Source organism: Streptomyces sp. NPDC090119 (assembly GCF_044747085.1).
In the GTDB taxonomy this organism is placed as follows: Bacteria; Actinomycetota; Actinomycetes; order Streptomycetales; family Streptomycetaceae; genus Streptomyces.
Genome location: NZ_JBIVDK010000001.1, coordinates 1,325,656 through 1,343,208 on the forward strand (window position 1 = coordinate 1,325,656; position 17,553 = coordinate 1,343,208).

Consider the following 17,553-nt stretch of genomic DNA (forward strand, 5'->3'; position numbering starts at 1 on the left):
ATCTCCTAGTGGGCGTACGAGAGAGTGCCGAGAGCGGCCACCGCGCTGTGCGCGTTCGCGAGGTTCGTCTCGAACGAGTTGGTGTAGAAGTGCACGCCGCGGGTGAGCGGTCCGACGTAGAACGCGCGCTCGGAGAAGGAGCCGTCGCGCCGGGCCACCCGCATGGTGTCGAAGTCGACGTCGATACCGCCGAGCGGATGAGGACTGATGTCGCCGCGCATCAGCATGTTCTGGATCAGTGAGGAGTCGCTGCGCTCCAGCGCGAAGCCGGTGCCGGTGGCATTGACGAGATGGTCGACGTCGTACGCCGCGGCCTCGCCACCCACCGGTGCGACCTCGACGCGGAAGACCGCACGCTCCTCGTCGTACGTCACCGCGGTCAGGCCGCTGGCCACCTGGAACGCGCCTTCCGTGGCCATCGCGAGCAACCGGTGCGCGTTGTCCAGCGGCATGCAGTGGCGGAACATCGACCAGATCGACAGGTGATCGGTCATGAAGGCCGCGCGGGCGTCGGCGGACATGGACCGCCAGACCTGCGGGACGACTTCCGAGGTGGCGTCGAGGATCGAGTACCAGAGCGTCTGGCCGTTCTCGGCGAGTTCGATGTCCCTGGCCAGCGTCGGGGTGAACGCCGCCGAGGGCTCGGTCAGTACCCGCCGCCAGTCGATCGCGAGTCCGAGGCCGTCCTCCAGCTCGCGCTGGAAGAGTTCGGCGACCTCGGGAAACTCCAGCTTCCTGGTGTGGTCCTCGGTGAGCAGTCGCAGGTTCTCCTCGGTCACATGACGCAGCGTGTGGCGTACCCGGGGGCCCTGGACCTTGGGCAGGGAGCGGCGCCGGGAGAAGCAGGTGATGACGCCGCGATGGCCGGACGCACGAAGCTGAAGCAGTGCGTCGACCGCCGTCAGACTGGTGCCGAGGATGCCCACCGTGGTGTCCGGGTCGATCGCTTCGAGGCCGGCCCCGTGCCACATCGAATGGACGTAGGCGGGGACCTTCGTGAACTCCAGATACTCGGTCGAGGGCAGGTCGCCCAGACACAGGAAGGAGTAGTCGAAGAGGAAGTGGTCGAGCCCGGCGATGAGATGGACTCCGCGGGAGTCCTCGCGGCAGTCGCTCACCATGGACCTGTGGGTGACGACCCTGATGCCGTGCCGGCGTGCCCGGGTGAGCGCCTCCTCGAAGAACTCCTGCAGGTAGACGGCGAAGAGCCGGCGCGGCACGTAGTCGGTGCCCGACGAAGCCCGCGTCCCGTCCTCCTGGCTCGCGAGCCAGCGCACGAAGTGCCCGGGGTCGTCGGCGTGGACGCTCATGGTGCCTGCCCGCATGTTCAGCAGATGGCAGTCGTGCGGGGTGCTGTAGGCGACGCCCGCGCCGAGCCGTTCCTTGGTCTCGAAGATGTGGATCTCCGCGTCCGCGGCAAGGTCGCTCGCGGCCAGCGAGCGGACCAGCTCGACGAAGACGCCGACGCCGCTGGCTCCCATACCGACGACCGCGAACCGCCGGGCCCGGTCGGAGCGCGGCACTGCGTCGCTTTCGGCTGACATTGGTTGGCCGAGCCTTTCGTGGTGGCTGCAGGGAGGAGTGCTCAGGGGCGCCGCGGGCCGCGATCGATGAGCTGCTCGCGCTCGGGGCCCACCGACACGTACCGGACGTGGGCGCCGACGAGTTCCTCCACGCGCAGCACGTAGGCGGCCGCGGCCGGGGGGAGCCTGTCGAAGTCCCGGATCGCGGTGAGGTCCTCGTCCCAGCCGGGCACGGTCTCGTACACCGGGCGGGCGCCGCCGAGGAGATGGGTCATGGGGAAGTCGGTGACCGGCACCCCGCCGATCTGGTACGCCGTGCAGATCCGCAGCTCGGGCAGGCCGCTGAGGCTGTCCAGTTTGGTGAGCGCGAGTTCGCCCGCGCCCTGGACGCGGACGCCGTAGCGGGAGGCGACGGCGTCGAAGTGGCCGATCCTGCGCGGGCGTCCGGTGTTCACCCCGTACTCACCGGAGGCCGTGCGCAGCCTGTCGCCCCACTCGCCGTCCTCCTCGGTGACGAAGGGTCCCTCGCCCACACAGGTGGAGAAGGCCTTCATCACGCCGGTCACCCGGGCGAGCGGCGTACCGGGCAGGCCCGAGCCGACCGGGGCGTAACCGGCCAGTGTCGAGGAGGAGGTGGTGTACGGAAAGATCCCGTACAGGATGTCGCGCAGGGCGCCCAGCTGCGCCTCGCACATGATGTGCTGTCCCGCGCGCTCGGCACGCAGGAGCTCGGGGCTGACGTCGCGGACGAACGGGCGCAGCCGCTCGGCGTGCTCGTGGCCCCACTTGACCATGTCGTCGAGCGAGATCGGCGGGGCGTCCGGGTAGAGCGCGCCGTGGGCGAGGTTCTTCCACTCGATCACCGGGGCGAGCCGTTCGCGCAGCAGCTCCTCGTCGAAGAGCTCCCCGAGCTGGAGGGCCTTCTTCAGATGGCGGTCGCCGTAGACGGGGGCGATGCCGCGACGCGTGGAGCCGAAGGGCTGGTCGGCGAGGCGGTCCTCCTCCCGGGCGTCCTGGTCCCGGTGGAAGGGGAAGCAGACGGTCGCCCGGTCGGAGATCAGCAGCCCGGAGGTGTCGATGCCGCGCGTACGGAGCTGGGAGAGTTCCTCGTCGAGGGACTCCAGGTCGAGGACCGTGCCGGGGCCGATCACGTTGACGGTGCCCGGGTTGAAGATGCCGGAGGGGATCAGCCTGAGTTTGAAGGTGCCAAGGTCGTTGATGACGGTGTGGCCGGCGTTGTTGCCGCCCTGGTATCTGACCACCAGGTCCGCGTCGCGGGCCAGATAGTCGATCATCCGGCCCTTTCCTTCGTCGCCCCAGTTGATGCCGACGACTGCGTGCAGGGTCATGTCTTCTCGTTCCTCGTTCGTCCGGCTCGGTCGCCTGGTTCTCTAGACGCGGGCGACTCCGCTGTGGCGGGCGGCGGCCGCGACCGCGCGGGTGACGGCGGGCGCCACGCGGGTGTCGAAGGAGTCGGGCAGCACCCGGTCGGGCGTCAGCTCGTCGGCGACCACGTCGGCCAGCGCGCGGGCCGCGGCCAGCTTCATGGACTCGGTGATGCGGGTGGCCCGTACCTGGAGCGCTCCGGCGAAGATGCCGGGAAAGGCGAGCACGTTGTTGACCTGGTTGGAGAAGTCGGAGCGGCCGGTGCCGACAACGGCCGCGTAGCGACGCGCGGCGGCGGGCAGGATCTCCGGGTTCGGGTTGGAGAGCGCGAAGATGATGGCGTCGGGGGCCATGGTCGCGAAGGGTTCCTCGGCCATCGGGCTGCCGGACAGGCCGATGAAGACGTCGGCGCCGCGCATCGCGTCCGCGATGGAGCCGGTGCGGCCGTCGCGGTTGGAGTCGCGGGCCAGGGCCCGCTTGGCGGGATTGAGGTCGTCGCGCCCCTCGTGGACGATCCCCTTGCTGTCGCAGGCGACGATGTCCCCGATGCCCGCGTCGAGCAGGATGCGGGCCACCGCGATGCCGGAGGCCCCGGCGCCGGCCACCACCGCGCGCAGGTCCGCGAGTTCGCGCCCGGTCACGCGGGCGGCGTTCCACAGCGCGGCCAGCGTCACGATGGCCGTGCCGTGCTGGTCGTCGTGGAACACCGGGATGTCCAGGAGCTCCTGGAGCCGACTCTCGATCTCGAAGCAGCGCGGGGCCGCGATGTCCTCGAGGTTGACACCGCCGAACGCCGGTGCCAGCCGCACCACCGTCTCGACGATCTCGTCGGGGTCGGTGCAGTTCAGCGCGATCGGTACGGCGTTGATGCCGCCGAGCTGCTTGAACAGGATCGCCTTGCCCTCCATCACGGGCAGCGACGCCTCCGGACCGATGTCGCCGAGGCCGAGAACGGCCGTGCCGTCGGTGACCACGGCCACCGAGGTGGACTTCCAGGTGTACTCGTACGCGAGCGCCGGGTCGGCCGCGATCGCGGTGCACACCCGGGCAACCCCCGGGGTGTAGGCGAGGGAGAGGTCGTCGGCGTCACGCAGCGGTGCCGTCGCGGAGATCTCCATCTTTCCGGCGCGGTGGTAGGCCAGCACCGGGTCCTCCGCCTGGAGGGAGTGGGACAGCTCTGCGGTCATGGTCGCCCTTTCCGTTGTGGCCGGGCGTCCGGATTCAGCCAGCGGTCCCAGCGGTTCGCCGCTGAAGGTAGAGACACTTGCCGAATGTTGTCAATGCTTGCCAAGCTCGTCACGTGCGATTACCTTTCACCTGCATCCATTGACCCCAGGGGGGGACGCCGGTCGCCAACAGGCGGACGGGGATGTTCTGATGGGCCGCAAGTGGGGGAGATCAAGTCAATGACGGCTGTTCTGCACGCGACGGTGGGCCTCGGCCTTGCCGCACTCCTGGCCCTCGGGGCCATCCAGCTCGGCAATACCTCGGCGAGCCACACCGCTGCGGAGGGAGCGACCTCGACAGCCGTCGTGGCATCCCCGTACCGCAACATCGACTGGCCCTGATCGGCCGCGGGGAGTTGTCGCCCCTGGTATGGTCATTGCCTAATTCGGGCAACGGTTACCAGGGGCAACCCTGCCCGGTCAAAGAGAACCAAGATGTCACGAGGTGGTACGGATGCTGGAGCAACCCGCATTCGGCCGACGCCTGCGCCAGCTGCGGCGACTGCAAGGCAAGTCGCAAGCCGATCTGACCGGCCCCGGAATGTCCGCCGCGTACCTCTCCAGGCTGGAGTCCGGAGCGCGCCCGCCCACGCAGCGAGCCGTCGACTATCTCGTCGAACACCTGCAGCTTCCGGGCGAGTCGTTCGACACGCCGCCCGATTCCGACCTCGGGGACGTCCTGGCCGCGAGCTTCACGCTCTTCGACAAGGAGCGGGACGCCGAGACGCGCGCGATGCTCCAGAGCGCGCTCACCGAGACCCTCGACATCGACCCGCACACCCGCTGGCAGGCCCTCTCCCAGCTGGCCGGCCTGCACCGAGCGCTCGGCGACTACGAGGACGAGCGCGGCGTACTCCAAGAGCTGCGGGACCTCAGCGACGCCATGGAACGCCCGTTGCTCAGGGTGCACTCGCGGATCAGGTTCGCCAGAAGCGTCCGTAACCTGGGCGATGCCGAAGCCTCTCGCCAGTGCGTACGCGAGGCTCTCGCCCTGTGCGAGCGGCATCATCTCCATGTGCCCACCGCGGACCTGCTCCGCAGCAAGCTTCTGCTGGCCTCCGTCGAGGCCGAACTCGGCAACCTCGCCGAAGCCGCGCGACAGAGCGCGGACGCGTGCGGCTCGCTCCCGCGAACCGAGGGTGCGCTCGCCGCCGAGTGCTTCTGGGTCAGCGCGACGGTCCACACCCGCCTCGGCCAGTACGAGCAGGCCACGTCCCTGCTCCATCGGGCTCTGGCGGCACTCGACAGCCGCGAGGATCTCACCCTCTGGATGCGCATGCGGCTGGCGGCGGCATCACTCGCGCTGCAGGCCGAACCTGCCCGGATCGAGGAGGCCGAGGGCTATCTCCGGGCCGTCGAGCCCGCGCTCGAGCTCGCCGGCACCCCTCAGCATCATCACGAGAGCCTGTTCCTCCGGGCCCAACTCGCCTTCCAGAAGGGTGAACTGGACGATGCCCGAGAGCTGTGCAAGCGTGCCCAGGACGGCGCCCACCTGCTCTCCTACCGCGACCGCATCCGGCTTGAGGTGCTCCGCGGACTGCTCGACGCGCGCGCCGGGGACGAAGGCGCCCTCCTGCGACTGCGCGGGCTCGCCGCCGAGGTCCGGCACGCCGGGATGCTCGACCTCGCCGCAGAAGTGTGGCGCTCCGTGGCCGAGGGAACCGCGTCGTCCACCGGGTGACGAGTCCGCGGGCACCACGTCCTGGAGCACTCGGTCCCTCGCCCCGCCCGCACCTTCGGCCGACATCCCGCCGGGACGCCGACTGTGATGCATTCATGTGAGCCTCGCCGTATCCGGGATGACCGGGCTGTTCCGCCAGCGGCAGAACAGCGGCCGGAACGGGCCCGACGATCCCTACAGTCCGTACTCATGACGACGATCACGACGCGTACGGTCGAGTATCCGGCCGACGGATTGACGATGATCGGCCACCTCGCGCTCCCGGCCGGTGTCGACCGCCGGCCCGCGGTGCTGCTCGGACCGGAGGGCACGGGGCTCAGCGACGTCGAGCGAGGCAGGGCCGATGCTCTCGCCGAGCTGGGACATGTCGCGCTGGCCTTCGACCTTCACGGTGGGCGCTACCTGGGTGACCCCGAGGAGATGCTGGCCCGCTGCATGCCGCTGCTCGGCGACCCCGACCGGATGAGGGGCATCGGCCACGCGGCGCTCGACGTGCTGCGGGCCGAACCGCGAACCGACCCCGACCGCATCGCCGCCGTCGGCTACGGCACCGGGGGCGCGATCGCGCTGGAACTCGGGCGCGACGGCGTCGACCTGCGTGCGATCGCGACGGTCAACGGGCTGATCACGGGCCGACCGGGCGAGGCGGCGCGCATCCGCTGCCCGGTGTGGGCCGGGGTCGGGTCGGAAGACCCGATCATGGCGCCCGCACAACGGGACGCGTTCACCGCCGAGATGCAGGCCGCGGGCGTCGACTGGCGCCTCACGGTCTACGGCGGCGCCTTGCACGCCTTCCACCATCCAACGGTCGGTCACACCGTGCGTCCCGGCGTCGGCCACCACCCCCGGCATGCGCGGCGGGCCTGGCGCGACATCGTCGCCCTGCTCGCCGAGTGCCTGCCCGTGACGGAGGACCCGAGTCCACGCCCCGGGTGAAACCGCCACCGCCCGCACCGAGCGGGCCGGGGCCGGGCCGTGGACGGATCGGCCGGGTCGACATCATCGACAACCACGTGACGATCGAGGCAGGCGCCTCGGGTGCCTCGCGCAACGCGGTCCGTATCAGCGCGGACACGGTCGGGTACGTCTCGCCCGTCAGCGACGTCGCGGTCACCGGCAACGTGGTCACCGGCGGAGGCTTCCATTGGTCCCGGGGAAACCGCTGCCCCCATCGAGTGATCCGCGGGTGAATTCAACGGGTATGCCCCTTTGAGTACCGTCGTAGGCCAGGCGAGGAGACATCCGTGGAGAGGTTGCGACGCGCGTCCGGGAAGTCCCCCTGGGCCTTGGCGGCATGCGTCCTCGTGGTCGGCGGGCTGCTCACCGCTTTCGCGCCGCGCCCCTACGTGGGGCTTCCCCTGCTGGCGGCGTCGCCGCTGATGGCCGGGGCGACGCTGTCGTTCCGGACGGCTCTGGGCTTCGCGTGCGTGGCGGTCGCCGCTTCGGTGGGCCTGGATCTCTACCGGGGGCGCCCGGCGTCGGCGCTCTGGGTGGATCTGGCCGTGATCGGCGTGATCGGGGCCCTGGCCCTGGCGGTGAACGCGCTGGTGGAGAGCCAACGGCGTGATCTCGCACAGGCCCGGGGCATCGCGGAGGCCGTCCAGCGGGCTGTGCTGCCGCAACCTCCCGACCGGGTAGGGCCCCTGGCCGTGGCTTCCGGCTATATCGCGGCCCAGGCCGAGGCGCGGATCGGTGGGGACCTGTTCGCGGTGCAGGACACCCCGTTCGGCATCCGCATGATCATCGGGGATGTGCGCGGCAAGGGTCTGCAGGCCGTCGCCGCGGTTTCGGTGGCGATCGGCGCGTTCCGCCAGGAAGCCGAGTACGCCCGCGATCTGGCCGCCCTGGCGGAACGGCTCGACGGCGCACTGGCCCGGGAGGCAGGCCGGGGCCTGTCACAGGACATCGCCACCGAGGCCTTCGTCACGGCCCTGCTGGTGGAGGTGTCCGCGCGGGGCGATGTCGTCCGACTCCTCAACCGCGGCCATCCGGCACCGTACCTGGTGCACGGCGGACGGCTGACCCGGCTCGACACCGGCGTTCCGCAGCTGCCCCTGGGCATGGGCCTGACGGGACTCGCCCCCGGCCCGGAGCCCGCGCAGGTCGACGTCCTGCCACTGCCGGTCGGAGCCCTGCTGCTGTTGGTCACCGACGGCGTCACCGAGGCGCGCAATGGCGAGGGCCTCTTCTACGATCCCTGCTCGTCCTGTCTCGCCGGGCGCGGCTTCGACACCCCCGAGTCCCTGGTCCGCGCGCTCACCGCGGACGTCCACCGCTGGACGGGAGGCGGGCAGCAGGACGACATGGCCATCCTCGCCGTCGCCCGGAAACCGGCCGCGGTCCCTTCGCCCCCAGCACGCGACCGGCCTCGGTGATCTCACCGCGACAAGCCGGGCCGGGATGACGCCCCACACACCGGGCAAGCTGCCCGCAACGCATCGAACGCATCGAACGGTTGAACGGGACCATCGCCTGACCCCGGTCAGTCGCCGATGAACCATAGATACAGATGCGTTCCCCGCTCGACGACCTGGCACAACTCGCGTGCCTGTCCGACCCAGTCCCCGCCACAAGCAGCCGGTAGTCGGTCGAGTTCCGCCAACAGCAGCGGCACCTGACGCTTGTTGAAGACCGCGTCCCCGTACGGGGTCAGGGCCCAGAGCATCGGGAAGGCAGCCTGGTCCAGGTCCGCGAAGGCCGCGGTCCACTCCACACCGCCCTCGCCCCGAGCCACGACGCTCCCACGGTCACCGCGCACCGCCATATTGATCACCCGCCAAGCCTATCGGCGTCCCGTGCGACCGGCGAAGGAATTACGAGCACGACGTCTCCCCAGGCCACAGCGTTGTCCGAGGCGCTGGGAACGACCGTCGCATCAGCCGTTGCGCAAGCCGGTTCGGCGCCTACACGCAGGAGGGGGGCGGTGATCCCCGCACGCTACCCAGCCGCTAAAGTCGAATTCGATTCGAGATCGGATCACGTCTCTCGGCTGATCACCCCCACCGTCGAGAGCCGTCCCTGCGGGATGAAGCGAGGAAGAAGATGGCGAACGCGGTGCAGGCCGTGCGCGAGGAGAGCCGCGACGTCGTGGTCGTCGGTGCCGGCATGGCCGGGCTGATGGCGGCCACGACCCTCCACGGCAAGACCGATGTCGTCGTGCTCGAGGCGTCGGAACGGGCGGGCGGACGCGTCGAGACCGTGCGGAAGGGCGATTACTGGATCAACGTCGGGACGCAGTTCACCGAGGGAACCGGGCCGCTGATCGACGCTCTCCACCACCACGACATCGAGATGGGATCGCTGACCGGCAAGAGCGTGGCGCTGGCCCTCAACGGGGGCATCGTCGACACCTCCAAGCTCTTCGCGCTCATGTTCCGTACGCGGATGAGCCTGATGGACCGCATCGGCATGGCGATGGTGGGGGCCCGCATCATCTCGGCCGCCCCGTTCCTGGAGTCGGACAGCGGCCTCGCGCGGCGGGTGCGCGCCAAGATGGACAGGCGTCTGGCGTCGGACCTGCTGCGTGGCGTCCGCTCCGAGCTGACTCGTGACATCGTCCGGTCGTGGTCCGGCCAGTGGATGGGATGTGAGCCCGGCGAAACGGCGGCGACCCAGTTGGTGACGTCGATCGGCATCGCGCTGACGGACCCGGCGAAGGTGCCCAACTTCGCGCTCCCCGTGGGAGGCAACCAGACGCTGACCGACATTCTGGCCGACGGTCTCGGTGAAAGCCTCCGGCTCCGCGCGAGCGTCCGGTCCGTCGAATCGGACGGGGGCGGGGTCGTCGTGAACTACGTGGACGCGAACGGACCGGTGCGGGTGCGCGCGAAGCGAGCCATCGTCGCGGTTCCCAGCGATGTCGCGACGCGCATCCTCCCCGGACTCCCGCAGACCTACCGCAACGCGTTCGACGACATTCGCTACGGCCGTTACGTGATCGTCGGCTTCTTCACCGACGAGGAGGGGCCCCAGCCCTGGGACGACTTCTTCGGCGTGTCCACGCCCCAGCTCTCGTTCCAGGCGATGTTCAACCACGCCGCCGCCATGCGCAAGGGCGGAACGCGCAAGCCGGGCGGCGCTCTTGCCTGCTTCGCGGGCGGCGCCGCCGCCGACAACCTCTTCGAGCTGTCCGACGACGAGATCACCGGCCGGTTCGAACGGGACCTGATCTCGGTCTACCCCCAGCTCCGAGGCAAGCTCGGTGAGGGCATCGTGCGGCGACACCACCGTGTGGTCCCCTTCTGGGCCCCCGGACGCCGCGCGTCGCTGCCTGCGCTGCGGGCTCCCCTCGGCCCGATCCACCTGGCCGGTGACTACCAGCTCGACATGCCTTCACTCGCTGACGCGGCTACGTCGGGCGAGAACGCGGCGAAGGCGGTACTCGCGGCTCTGAAGAGCTGACGCGGGCTCCGTGCCGGTGCCGACCAGGGCCGACCAGGGCCGACCAGCCGTGCGTGACTCCAGGAACTCCAGACCTCCACGCCTCCAGAAAGAGCAAGCGCCTTGACCAGCGAGCGACATGACACGGACAGGATGAACGAGAGGCGCAAGGCGAAGGGCGTCGCGTTGCGCGTGTTCTACCACGTGTTCATCGCCTACGGCTCCCTCTACATGGTCGGCATGCTTGCCGAGCGTGCGCAGCGGTAGAGCTCTTCGCGAGCTCATACTGCGAGGCGCGTCGCGGGACTGCGACCCTCCTGCTGGGCAGGGCGCGCGAGATGGAGCCGTTCATCTGCTAGAACACCCGGTTAGCGTCGGTTCGTGCCTCAGTCCCGCTCGCGTACCCGGGCCGGGTGGTTCTCGACGCCCGTGACCGCCGCGTCCAGGGCGAAGTGGACCATCGCGTCCAGCTCGGCCCGGGTGGGCGCCGGGCATTCGTCACTGCCGGGAGCGGAGGGGAGGGTGGCCCACTGCTGCACGACACCGGTCAGCTCGCTGATCATCAGTCCCGTGAGTGTCGCGCACAGGGTGGCGGCCACCCGTGGGATCTCCCCGGTCGGCAGGCCCGCCGAGGCCAGCACGTCGGTGAGGTCCAGCCAGAAGGAGTCGTCGGGCTGTATGTACTCGGCGCGCACGAGGCAGTAGGTCATCAGCTTCGGGTGCTCGAGTGCCAACTCGCGGAAATCCAGGAACATGTGGCGCAGGCGGTCCTGCCAGGGCAGACCCTCCGGGTCCTGCGCGCTGAACCGTGAGCCGACGCGGGCCGCTGCTCCGCGCAGTACGGCCTCCTTGTTCGGTACGTGGTGGTACAGCGACATCGGGTTTGCGTCCAGTGCCGTCGCCAGCTTGCGCATGGTGAGCGCCTCGACCCCGTCGGTCTCGATCAACCGCAGTGCCACGTCATAGATGCCGTTCTCGGTGAGTGGCACCTCCCTCTTCCGTGTTCCTCGCGGAGGCTTCTTGCCAGGTTCCATACGTCGTATGTTACCGCCCATGCCGTCTGTCCGCGCCGTTCCGGCCTCGACCTGAGGCGGGGGGTTCGCATTTCCATACAACGTATGGTAGTACTGGAACCACGCTTCCGTACGACGTATGGAAGGCGGACCCAACCGAATCGAACCGAATCGAGGGAGAGCCCCATGCGAATTCACAAGAGCCACTTGACCGCCGCCACCGCCAAGAAGCACATGGGCGCCGCCTTCGCCGCACTGCTGCTGGCCGGGGGAGCGGTGCTGGGCGCCGGTGGCGTCGCGTCCGCCGCGCCGCAGACCGGGCACCATCAGGGCGTCGATGCGGACGCCCGCGACCACGGCCGGGGCTACGACCACGACCGCCACTCCGACCGGCCCGACGGTCACCGTCCGCCCAAAGCCGATGTTCCGCGCTCGCGTGGCGGCCGTGACCTCTGCGCCGCGCTGCCCGGCCCCGGAGACCCCGGCTTCTACCGCTGGGACCACGGTCTGAGCCGGCTCTGCGACAACGGGTACGACGCACCCCGATTCCCGGAGCGGGACGGGGCGAGCCGCCAGATAGTCGTCCGGACCGGCGCCGTTCACTGACCGAGGCGTCTGAGCCCGCCGCCCGGTCCGGCCGTCGCGGAACAGGTCCCGCCCGAGCTGAGGAGCACGACCGATGAGACCGTCGAAGGTCGCGATCACGGGGCTGCCCGTACAGCTCCTTCTCTCGCCCGGGGCGGTGATCATGCCCCTGTGGATGAACCTCGCGTACGAGCCGGACGATCCCTATGCCGTCCGTGTCTCGTTCACCTACCCGGACACCGGGCAGACCGTGGAGTGGATCATGGGCCGGGACCTGCTCGCCGCGGGCCTGACAGGACCCGTCGGCGAGGGCGACGTGCGGATCTGGCCCGCTCGCACGGCGGCTTGCGCGGCCGTCCACATCCGGCTCAGCCCGCTGACCGGCACGGCCCTGTTCGAGGCCCCGGCCGCGGAGGTCGCGGCATTCCTGCGGGCCACCGAGATGATGGTCCCCAGCGGCACCGAGTCACAGCACGTGGACACGGACGCCCTGCTGACCCACCTGCTCGCCGAAGGGTGAGCCGGCACGGCGGGCGCGGAGGAGCCCCGTTCGGACCACCCCGTGCTGCTGCGACCCGGGTCGGGCACGAGGCTCGGAGCGAGTGCGCTTGTTCCACCCTTTGTCGAATCGCCTGATCCAGGAAGCCGATACCCATGGAAGCCGAGCCCAGCGGGCCCGCGGCGCAGTCGACCGCGCCGAGCGAATCCGAGGGAGTGCACGCCTACACCAGCGTCGCCCAGTTGCAGACCGACCTCTGGTGGTCGATCAGCGACCTGGCCCGCCGGTTGGCCGTGCCCGGCCTCGACCCCGCCGAGCGGGCCGGGGCCGAAGCCGCGCTGGACGCGGCGCTCGCGGACATCGAGGTCCTGTCGCACTACTTCAGCCGTCCCGGCCGGCATGCCGTCGCGACCCTGCGGGACCAGCGCGAGCATTCGTACCTCGGCCTGAGCCGGGCGGCGGAAGGCATCGGACGCGGCCTGATCGGTGACCCGCCGGTCACCGCCGCGTCGCTGACCGGCATGCACGGTGGGGACGACAGGGTGGCGGATCATCCCGTGATCCGTCGGCCCGGCTTCGACGTACTGGTCGTCGCCGATCTGTCCGAGGCGGAGGAAGCCAGACTGCACCGCGAACTGCGTGCGCTGCGCCGTCCTGAGGACCCCCTGGTCTATGACGCGATCACGGTGTCCAGCTTTGAGAGCGCGCTGATCGCGATCATGATCAACCCCTGGGTCCAGGCGGTCGTGACGCGCCCCGACTTCCGCACCCGCTCGGCGATCGACCAGACGCTGCTGCGCGATCTGGTTCCCACCTCCCTGGTACCGGAACTGGACTACATGACCGCTGCCGACCGCGCCCGCGTGTTCGCCCGCGAGGTCCGTGCGATACGACCCGAACTGGACCTCTACCTGGTGGAACAGGCTTCGGTCGAACGGCTGGCCACTGAGATCGGGCGTGAGTACGACTCGATCATCCTCCAGCAGGAAGACGTTCTCGACCTGCACCTGACCATTCTGCGCGGCGTCGGCAAGCGGTACCGGACGCCGTTCTACTCGGCCCTGGTCGAGTACGCGCGCAGGCCCGCCGGCGTCTTCCACGCGCTGCCCGTCTCACGCGGCAACTCGGTGGTGCGCTCTGAGTGGGTCCACGACCTCTGTGACTTCTACGGTCTCAATCTCTTCCTGGCCGAGACGTCCGCCACCGCCGGGGGGCTGGACTCGCTCCTCGAACCGCACGGTGCGATCAGGGAGGCGCAGGACCTGGCGGCCCGGGCCTTCGGCGCCCGGCGCACCTATTTCGTCACCAACGGGACCTCGACCGCGAACAAGATCGCCATCCAGGCGCTGGTGGCTCCGGACGACGTGGTGCTCGTGGACCGCAACTGCCACAAGTCGCACCACTACGCGCAGGTGCTGGCCGGGTCCAACGTCGCCTACCTCGACAGCTACTCGCTCGACGCGTACGCCATGTACGGCGCGATCCCGCTGGCGGACATCAAGCGGACGCTGCTGACGTACCGCCGCGAGGGACGGCTCGACGAGATCGCCCTGATCTCGCTGACCAACTGCACCTTCGACGGGATCGTCTACGACGTCGAACGGGTCATGACGGAATGCCTTGCGATCAAGCCCGACCTGGCGTTCCTGTGGGACGAGGCGTGGTTCGCCTTCGCCCGTTGCCACCCCGTCTACCGGCGGCGCACCGCCATGGCGGCGGCGGCGCGACTGTCCGAGCGCTTCGCCACGGACGAGTACCGCGCCGAGTACGAGCGCCACCGCGCCCGGGTCCGGGACATGACGGACGAGGAGCTGGTGCGCGAACCGCTGCTCCCGGACCCGGATCAGGTCCGCGTGCGCGCCTATGCCACGCAGTCGACGCACAAGACGCTGACCTCCCTCCGCCAGGGCTCGATGATCCACATCCACGACGACGACTTCGGCCTGCGCGGTGAGGAGGAGTTCCACGAGGCGTACATGACGCACACGTCGACCTCGCCGAACTACCAGATCCTCGCCTCCCTCGACGCAGGCCGGTGCCAGGTCGAGCTGGAGGGATACGAACTCGTGCTGCGCCAGCTCGAACTGGCGATGACCGTGCGGGACCGCATCGCCGAGCATCCCCTGCTGTCCAAGTACTTCCGGGTGCTCACCAGCGCCGACCTGATCCCGCCCGAGTACCGGTCGTGGGCCGGGGAATGCCCGCTGCACGCCGGGCCCCTCGCCATGGAGGAGGCATGGGGCATGGACGAGTTCGTCCTCGACCCCTGTCGGCTCACCATCGAGACCTCCGCCACCGGTATCGACGGTGACACCTTCAAGCACGAGCAGCTGATGGACCGTTGGGGCATCCAGGTCAACAAGACCACGCGCAACACGGTGCTCGCGATGACGAACATCGGCACCACCCGCACCGCCGTCGCGCACCTGCTGCGCGCCCTGATCGGCATCGCGGAGGACCTGGAGGAGGCGGCCGCCCAGATGTCGCCCGACCAGAGGCGCAGGTTCCACCGACAGGCCGACGCACTCGCGCACGACCACCCGCCGCTGCCCGACTTCTCCCGCTTCCACGCGACCTTCCGTGCCGACCCCGGCGGCGCGACGCGGGACGGCAACATCCGCAAGGCGTACTACCTGGCCTACCGTGCGGAGCTGTGCGAGTTCCTCGGCTCCGGCGAGGTGCGGGACCGGCTGGAAGCGGGCGAACCGGTGGTCTCGGCGATCTTCGTCACCCCGTACCCACCGGGCTTCCCGATCCTCGTGCCCGGCCAGGAGTTCAGCACGGACATCCTCGACTTCATGGACGCTCTGGACACCAAGGAGATCCACGGTTTCGACCCGGCGCAGGGCTACCGGGTGTTCACCCGGTCGGCGCTCACGGACGAACCGGCCTGAGCCGGCCGCACGCTGACGAACAGGGAGTTGCCCGTGTCCACGGACACACCGACCCCGACGGCGAGGATGCCGCGGGCCACGCTGCCCGGAGCCTGCGGAGCTCTCCTCCTGGCCGGTCTGTCCTTCACCCCGTCCCTCCTGCCCCGCGGCGGAATCCTCCAGGGCGTGATCACCGGCATCCTGGCCTCGATCGGCTACGGGCTGGCGGTCGTGGCCGCCTGGATCTGGCGCGCCTTCGCCGACCGGGGACCGCGTCCCGCGACGCGTCGGTCCTGGGCCGTCTTCGCGGTGGTCGCGGTTGTTCTGTTCGGCGTCGCCTTCGGGCTCGGGCAGTACTGGCAGCACCGCATCCGCCAACTGCTCGAGGTGACGGACTACAGCCCCCTCCAGACCATCCTCATGCCGCTGATCGCCCTGCTGGTGTTCGCTCTCATCGTGTCGGGGGCCCGAGGTGTCCGGTGGGTCCACCGCAAGCTCGCCGCCCGGTTGCGGCACTGGATCGGTCCACGGGCGGCACGGGCCGTCGGCGGAATCCTGGTGGCCACCGGGTGCTTCCTGGTCCTCAGCGGCCTGCTGGTCGACGGCCTGGTGGCGGCGGCCAACCACGCCTTCTCGCTGCGTGACCAGCAGACCGAGGCGGGAGTGAGCCGTCCGGCGAGCGCGCTGCGCTCGGGCGCTGCGGGCTCGACCGTGCCCTGGCACACACTCGGCATGAAGGGGCGGACGTTCACGGCCGGAGGTCCGACGGCGGCGCGGATCGCGGACTTCACGGGTCACCGGGCGCAGGAACCGATCCGGGTCTACGCGGGGCTGAAGACGGCCGGGAGCACCGAAGGCCGGGCCGCCCGCGCGGTGGCCGACCTGCGCCGCGCCGGTGGGTTCCGGCGCAAGGACCTGCTGGTCATGACGACGACCGGAAGTGGCTGGGTCGACCCCGCCGCCGTGGACAGCTTCGAGTACCTCACCGGCGGCGACTGCGCGACCGTGGCCCTTCAGTACTCGTATCTGCCCTCCTGGATGTCCTACCTCGTCGACCAGTCCAAGGCCCGTGAGGCGGGCCGCGAGCTCTTCGACGCCGTGTACGACGTCTGGTCGAAGCTGCCCCCGGACAGCCGCCCGCGCCTTTTCGTGGCGGGCGAGAGCCTCGGCTCGTTCGGCGCGGAGACCGCGTTCAGCGGGGAGTACGACCTCCGCAATCGCACGTCGGGTGCGGTCTTCGCGGGGCCGCCCCAGTTCAACACGCTGTTCCGGCGGTTCACCGACCAGCGTGAACCCGGCAGCCCGGAGATCCAGCCCGTCTACAAGGACGGCCGCACCGTGCGCTTCGTCGACGGCGCCGGGGCGACCATCCCACCGCCCGGCGCGCCCTGGAAGGGCTCGCGGGTGCTGTACCTGGTCCACCCGTCCGACCCCATCGTGTGGTGGGGCCCGCAGCTCACCTACGAGGAGCCGGACTGGATCGGGGAGGCCCCCGGCCACGATGTGCTCGAGTCCATGTTCTGGGTCCCGTTCGTGACGTTCTGGCAGGTCACGGCCGACCTCCCGTTCGCCACCAATGTCCCCGCCGGGCACGGGCACCGCTATGGAGCCGAGTACGCCGATGCCTGGAACGCGGTGCTGCGTCCGGCCGGAGTCGATGCTGACGACGTCGCTCGTCTGCGGCGCGTCCTGGCCCGGGCACGGTGACGTCAAGGAGCGCTGAGCTCTCGACATTTCAGTCATACGACTGAGAAAGTAGAGCTATGCCTTACGTCGAAGCATCGGTTCGTCACCGGCAGTGCGTCGCCGCAGCCCGCATCGCGTTGGCCAGGGACGGAGTGAGCGGCACGTCGCTGCGGGCTGTCGCCGCCGAGGCCGGCCTCCCGCTGGGGACGATGCAGTACGTCTTCCCCTCCAAGGAACTCCTCCTGCGCGCCGTCATCGAGGACGTGATCGAGGAGACGGCGGGGGTCTTCCGGGCCGCCGCCGACCTGGACGGCGGCCTGGAGCACGCCATCCGGCTCGGCATCGCCGACTTCTGGTCCCGTCTCGTCGACGGACGGCCCGATTTCCAGGTCATGCAGTACGAGTTGACCAACCATGCCCTGCGTACCGCCGGGATGGAGAGCCTGGCTCGCTGGCAGTACGAGCGGTACGGCGCCGTCATCGCGGACTGGTGTCAGCAGGCCGCCCAGCGGGCCGGGGAGAGCTGCGCGGTGCCCTTCGCCCAACTGGCCAGGCTTGTCGTGGCGAGCCTCGACGGGCTGATCATGCAGTATGTGTGCGACCCGCACGAGGCCCGCTCCCGGCAGGACCTCGAAGCCGTCACGGAGATGCTCGTGGGGCTCGCAGGGGTGCGCGCGGATGTCGGCGCCATCGCGGACTGA

The 17,553-nt window shown here is 69.9% G+C and carries 16 protein-coding genes; 11 read left to right on the plus strand and 5 right to left on the minus strand.

Translation table 11 applies throughout. The features are described 5' to 3' along the window. Positions 1-5: 5 nt before the first annotated feature. From ACIPPM_RS06060 to ACIPPM_RS06070, 3 genes are read right to left on the minus strand one after another with little or no spacing between them, the layout of a single operon-like run. Positions 6-1,544 carry an FAD/NAD(P)-binding protein gene (locus ACIPPM_RS06060; RefSeq protein WP_401443547.1) on the minus strand — a complete coding sequence of 513 codons (1,539 nt, stop codon included), beginning with the start codon at positions 1,542-1,544 and terminating at the stop codon, positions 6-8. Between the two features lie 41 nt (positions 1,545-1,585). Continuing rightward, on the minus strand, positions 1,586-2,872 hold the full coding sequence (locus ACIPPM_RS06065) for an adenylosuccinate synthase (protein ID WP_401443549.1): 1,287 nt from the start codon (positions 2,870-2,872) through the stop codon (positions 1,586-1,588). 42 nt (positions 2,873-2,914) lie between these two features. Continuing rightward, on the minus strand, positions 2,915-4,096 hold the full coding sequence (locus ACIPPM_RS06070) for an NADP-dependent malic enzyme (RefSeq protein ID WP_401443551.1): 1,182 nt from the start codon (positions 4,094-4,096) through the stop codon (positions 2,915-2,917). A gap of 219 nt (positions 4,097-4,315) precedes the next feature. Here ACIPPM_RS06070 and ACIPPM_RS06075 point away from each other — a divergent pair, with 219 nt between their 5' ends. From ACIPPM_RS06075 to ACIPPM_RS06095, 5 genes are all read left to right on the plus strand, one after another. After that, the gene (locus tag ACIPPM_RS06075) at positions 4,316-4,477 is read left to right on the plus strand and encodes a hypothetical protein (protein ID WP_401443554.1); all 162 of its coding nucleotides are present in this window, start codon (positions 4,316-4,318) and stop codon (positions 4,475-4,477) included. Positions 4,478-4,589: 112 nt separating this feature from the next. After that, positions 4,590-5,816 carry a tetratricopeptide repeat protein gene (locus ACIPPM_RS06080; protein ID WP_401443557.1) on the plus strand — a complete coding sequence of 409 codons (1,227 nt, stop codon included), beginning with the start codon at positions 4,590-4,592 and terminating at the stop codon, positions 5,814-5,816. A gap of 189 nt (positions 5,817-6,005) precedes the next feature. After that, positions 6,006-6,752, plus strand: a complete 747-nt coding sequence (locus tag ACIPPM_RS06085) for a dienelactone hydrolase family protein (RefSeq protein WP_401443559.1) — start codon at positions 6,006-6,008, stop codon at positions 6,750-6,752. A gap of 77 nt (positions 6,753-6,829) precedes the next feature. Next, on the plus strand, positions 6,830-7,006 hold the full coding sequence (locus tag ACIPPM_RS06090; protein ID WP_401443561.1) for a hypothetical protein: 177 nt from the start codon (positions 6,830-6,832) through the stop codon (positions 7,004-7,006). 54 nt (positions 7,007-7,060) lie between these two features. Beyond that, positions 7,061-8,191 carry a PP2C family protein-serine/threonine phosphatase gene (locus ACIPPM_RS06095; protein ID WP_401443564.1) on the plus strand — a complete coding sequence of 377 codons (1,131 nt, stop codon included), beginning with the start codon at positions 7,061-7,063 and terminating at the stop codon, positions 8,189-8,191. A gap of 107 nt (positions 8,192-8,298) precedes the next feature. Here ACIPPM_RS06095 and ACIPPM_RS06100 read toward each other — a convergent pair whose 3' ends face one another. After that, entirely contained in the window at positions 8,299-8,580 is a 282-nt protein-coding gene (locus ACIPPM_RS06100; RefSeq protein WP_401444209.1) for a hypothetical protein, read from the minus strand. A gap of 278 nt (positions 8,581-8,858) precedes the next feature. Between ACIPPM_RS06100 and ACIPPM_RS06105 the strand changes: the two genes are divergently transcribed. Next, positions 8,859-10,217 (plus strand): flavin monoamine oxidase family protein, encoded by a 1,359-nt coding sequence (locus ACIPPM_RS06105; protein WP_401443566.1) that lies wholly within the window; start codon positions 8,859-8,861, stop codon positions 10,215-10,217. A gap of 365 nt (positions 10,218-10,582) precedes the next feature. Here ACIPPM_RS06105 and ACIPPM_RS06110 read toward each other — a convergent pair whose 3' ends face one another. Next, positions 10,583-11,185, minus strand: a complete 603-nt coding sequence (locus ACIPPM_RS06110) for a TetR/AcrR family transcriptional regulator (RefSeq protein WP_401443569.1) — start codon at positions 11,183-11,185, stop codon at positions 10,583-10,585. Positions 11,186-11,395: 210 nt separating this feature from the next. Here ACIPPM_RS06110 and ACIPPM_RS06115 point away from each other — a divergent pair, with 210 nt between their 5' ends. The 5 genes from ACIPPM_RS06115 to ACIPPM_RS06135 all read left to right on the plus strand — a co-directional run bounded on the left by ACIPPM_RS06115 (position 11,396) and on the right by ACIPPM_RS06135 (position 17,553). Further along, positions 11,396-11,815, plus strand: coding sequence for a hypothetical protein (locus ACIPPM_RS06115; protein ID WP_401443571.1), 420 nt, complete (start codon positions 11,396-11,398; stop codon positions 11,813-11,815). A gap of 73 nt (positions 11,816-11,888) precedes the next feature. After that, on the plus strand, positions 11,889-12,314 hold the full coding sequence (locus ACIPPM_RS06120) for an SsgA family sporulation/cell division regulator (RefSeq protein WP_401443573.1): 426 nt from the start codon (positions 11,889-11,891) through the stop codon (positions 12,312-12,314). A 134-nt stretch (positions 12,315-12,448) separates the two neighbouring features. Continuing rightward, on the plus strand, positions 12,449-15,187 hold the full coding sequence (locus ACIPPM_RS06125; RefSeq protein WP_401443575.1) for an aminotransferase class I/II-fold pyridoxal phosphate-dependent enzyme: 2,739 nt from the start codon (positions 12,449-12,451) through the stop codon (positions 15,185-15,187). Between the two features lie 33 nt (positions 15,188-15,220). Then, on the plus strand, positions 15,221-16,873 hold the full coding sequence (locus ACIPPM_RS06130) for an alpha/beta hydrolase (protein WP_401443577.1): 1,653 nt from the start codon (positions 15,221-15,223) through the stop codon (positions 16,871-16,873). Positions 16,874-16,929: 56 nt separating this feature from the next. Continuing rightward, positions 16,930-17,553: a TetR/AcrR family transcriptional regulator gene (locus tag ACIPPM_RS06135; RefSeq protein ID WP_401443580.1), complete on the plus strand. Its 624-nt coding sequence runs from the start codon at positions 16,930-16,932 to the stop codon at positions 17,551-17,553.

What these genes read in the sequence shown, in the direction of transcription:
- ACIPPM_RS06080 (WP_401443557.1), top strand. Translation starts at nt 4,590, where the DNA reads ATGCTGGAGCAACCCGCATTCGGCCGACGCCTGCGCCAGCTGCGGCGA.
- ACIPPM_RS06135 (WP_401443580.1), top strand. Translation starts at nt 16,930, where the DNA reads ATGCCTTACGTCGAAGCATCGGTTCGTCACCGGCAGTGCGTCGCCGCA.
- ACIPPM_RS06100 (WP_401444209.1), bottom strand. Translation starts at nt 8,580, where the DNA reads ATGGCGGTGCGCGGTGACCGTGGGAGCGTCGTGGCTCGGGGCGAGGGC.
- ACIPPM_RS06120 (WP_401443573.1), top strand. Translation starts at nt 11,889, where the DNA reads ATGAGACCGTCGAAGGTCGCGATCACGGGGCTGCCCGTACAGCTCCTT.
- ACIPPM_RS06070 (WP_401443551.1), bottom strand. Translation starts at nt 4,096, where the DNA reads ATGACCGCAGAGCTGTCCCACTCCCTCCAGGCGGAGGACCCGGTGCTG.
- ACIPPM_RS06125 (WP_401443575.1), top strand. Translation starts at nt 12,449, where the DNA reads ATGGAAGCCGAGCCCAGCGGGCCCGCGGCGCAGTCGACCGCGCCGAGC.
- ACIPPM_RS06115 (WP_401443571.1), top strand. Translation starts at nt 11,396, where the DNA reads ATGCGAATTCACAAGAGCCACTTGACCGCCGCCACCGCCAAGAAGCAC.
- ACIPPM_RS06075 (WP_401443554.1), top strand. Translation starts at nt 4,316, where the DNA reads ATGACGGCTGTTCTGCACGCGACGGTGGGCCTCGGCCTTGCCGCACTC.
- ACIPPM_RS06085 (WP_401443559.1), top strand. Translation starts at nt 6,006, where the DNA reads ATGACGACGATCACGACGCGTACGGTCGAGTATCCGGCCGACGGATTG.
- ACIPPM_RS06060 (WP_401443547.1), bottom strand. Translation starts at nt 1,544, where the DNA reads ATGTCAGCCGAAAGCGACGCAGTGCCGCGCTCCGACCGGGCCCGGCGG.
- ACIPPM_RS06065 (WP_401443549.1), bottom strand. Translation starts at nt 2,872, where the DNA reads ATGACCCTGCACGCAGTCGTCGGCATCAACTGGGGCGACGAAGGAAAG.
- ACIPPM_RS06105 (WP_401443566.1), top strand. Translation starts at nt 8,859, where the DNA reads ATGGCGAACGCGGTGCAGGCCGTGCGCGAGGAGAGCCGCGACGTCGTG.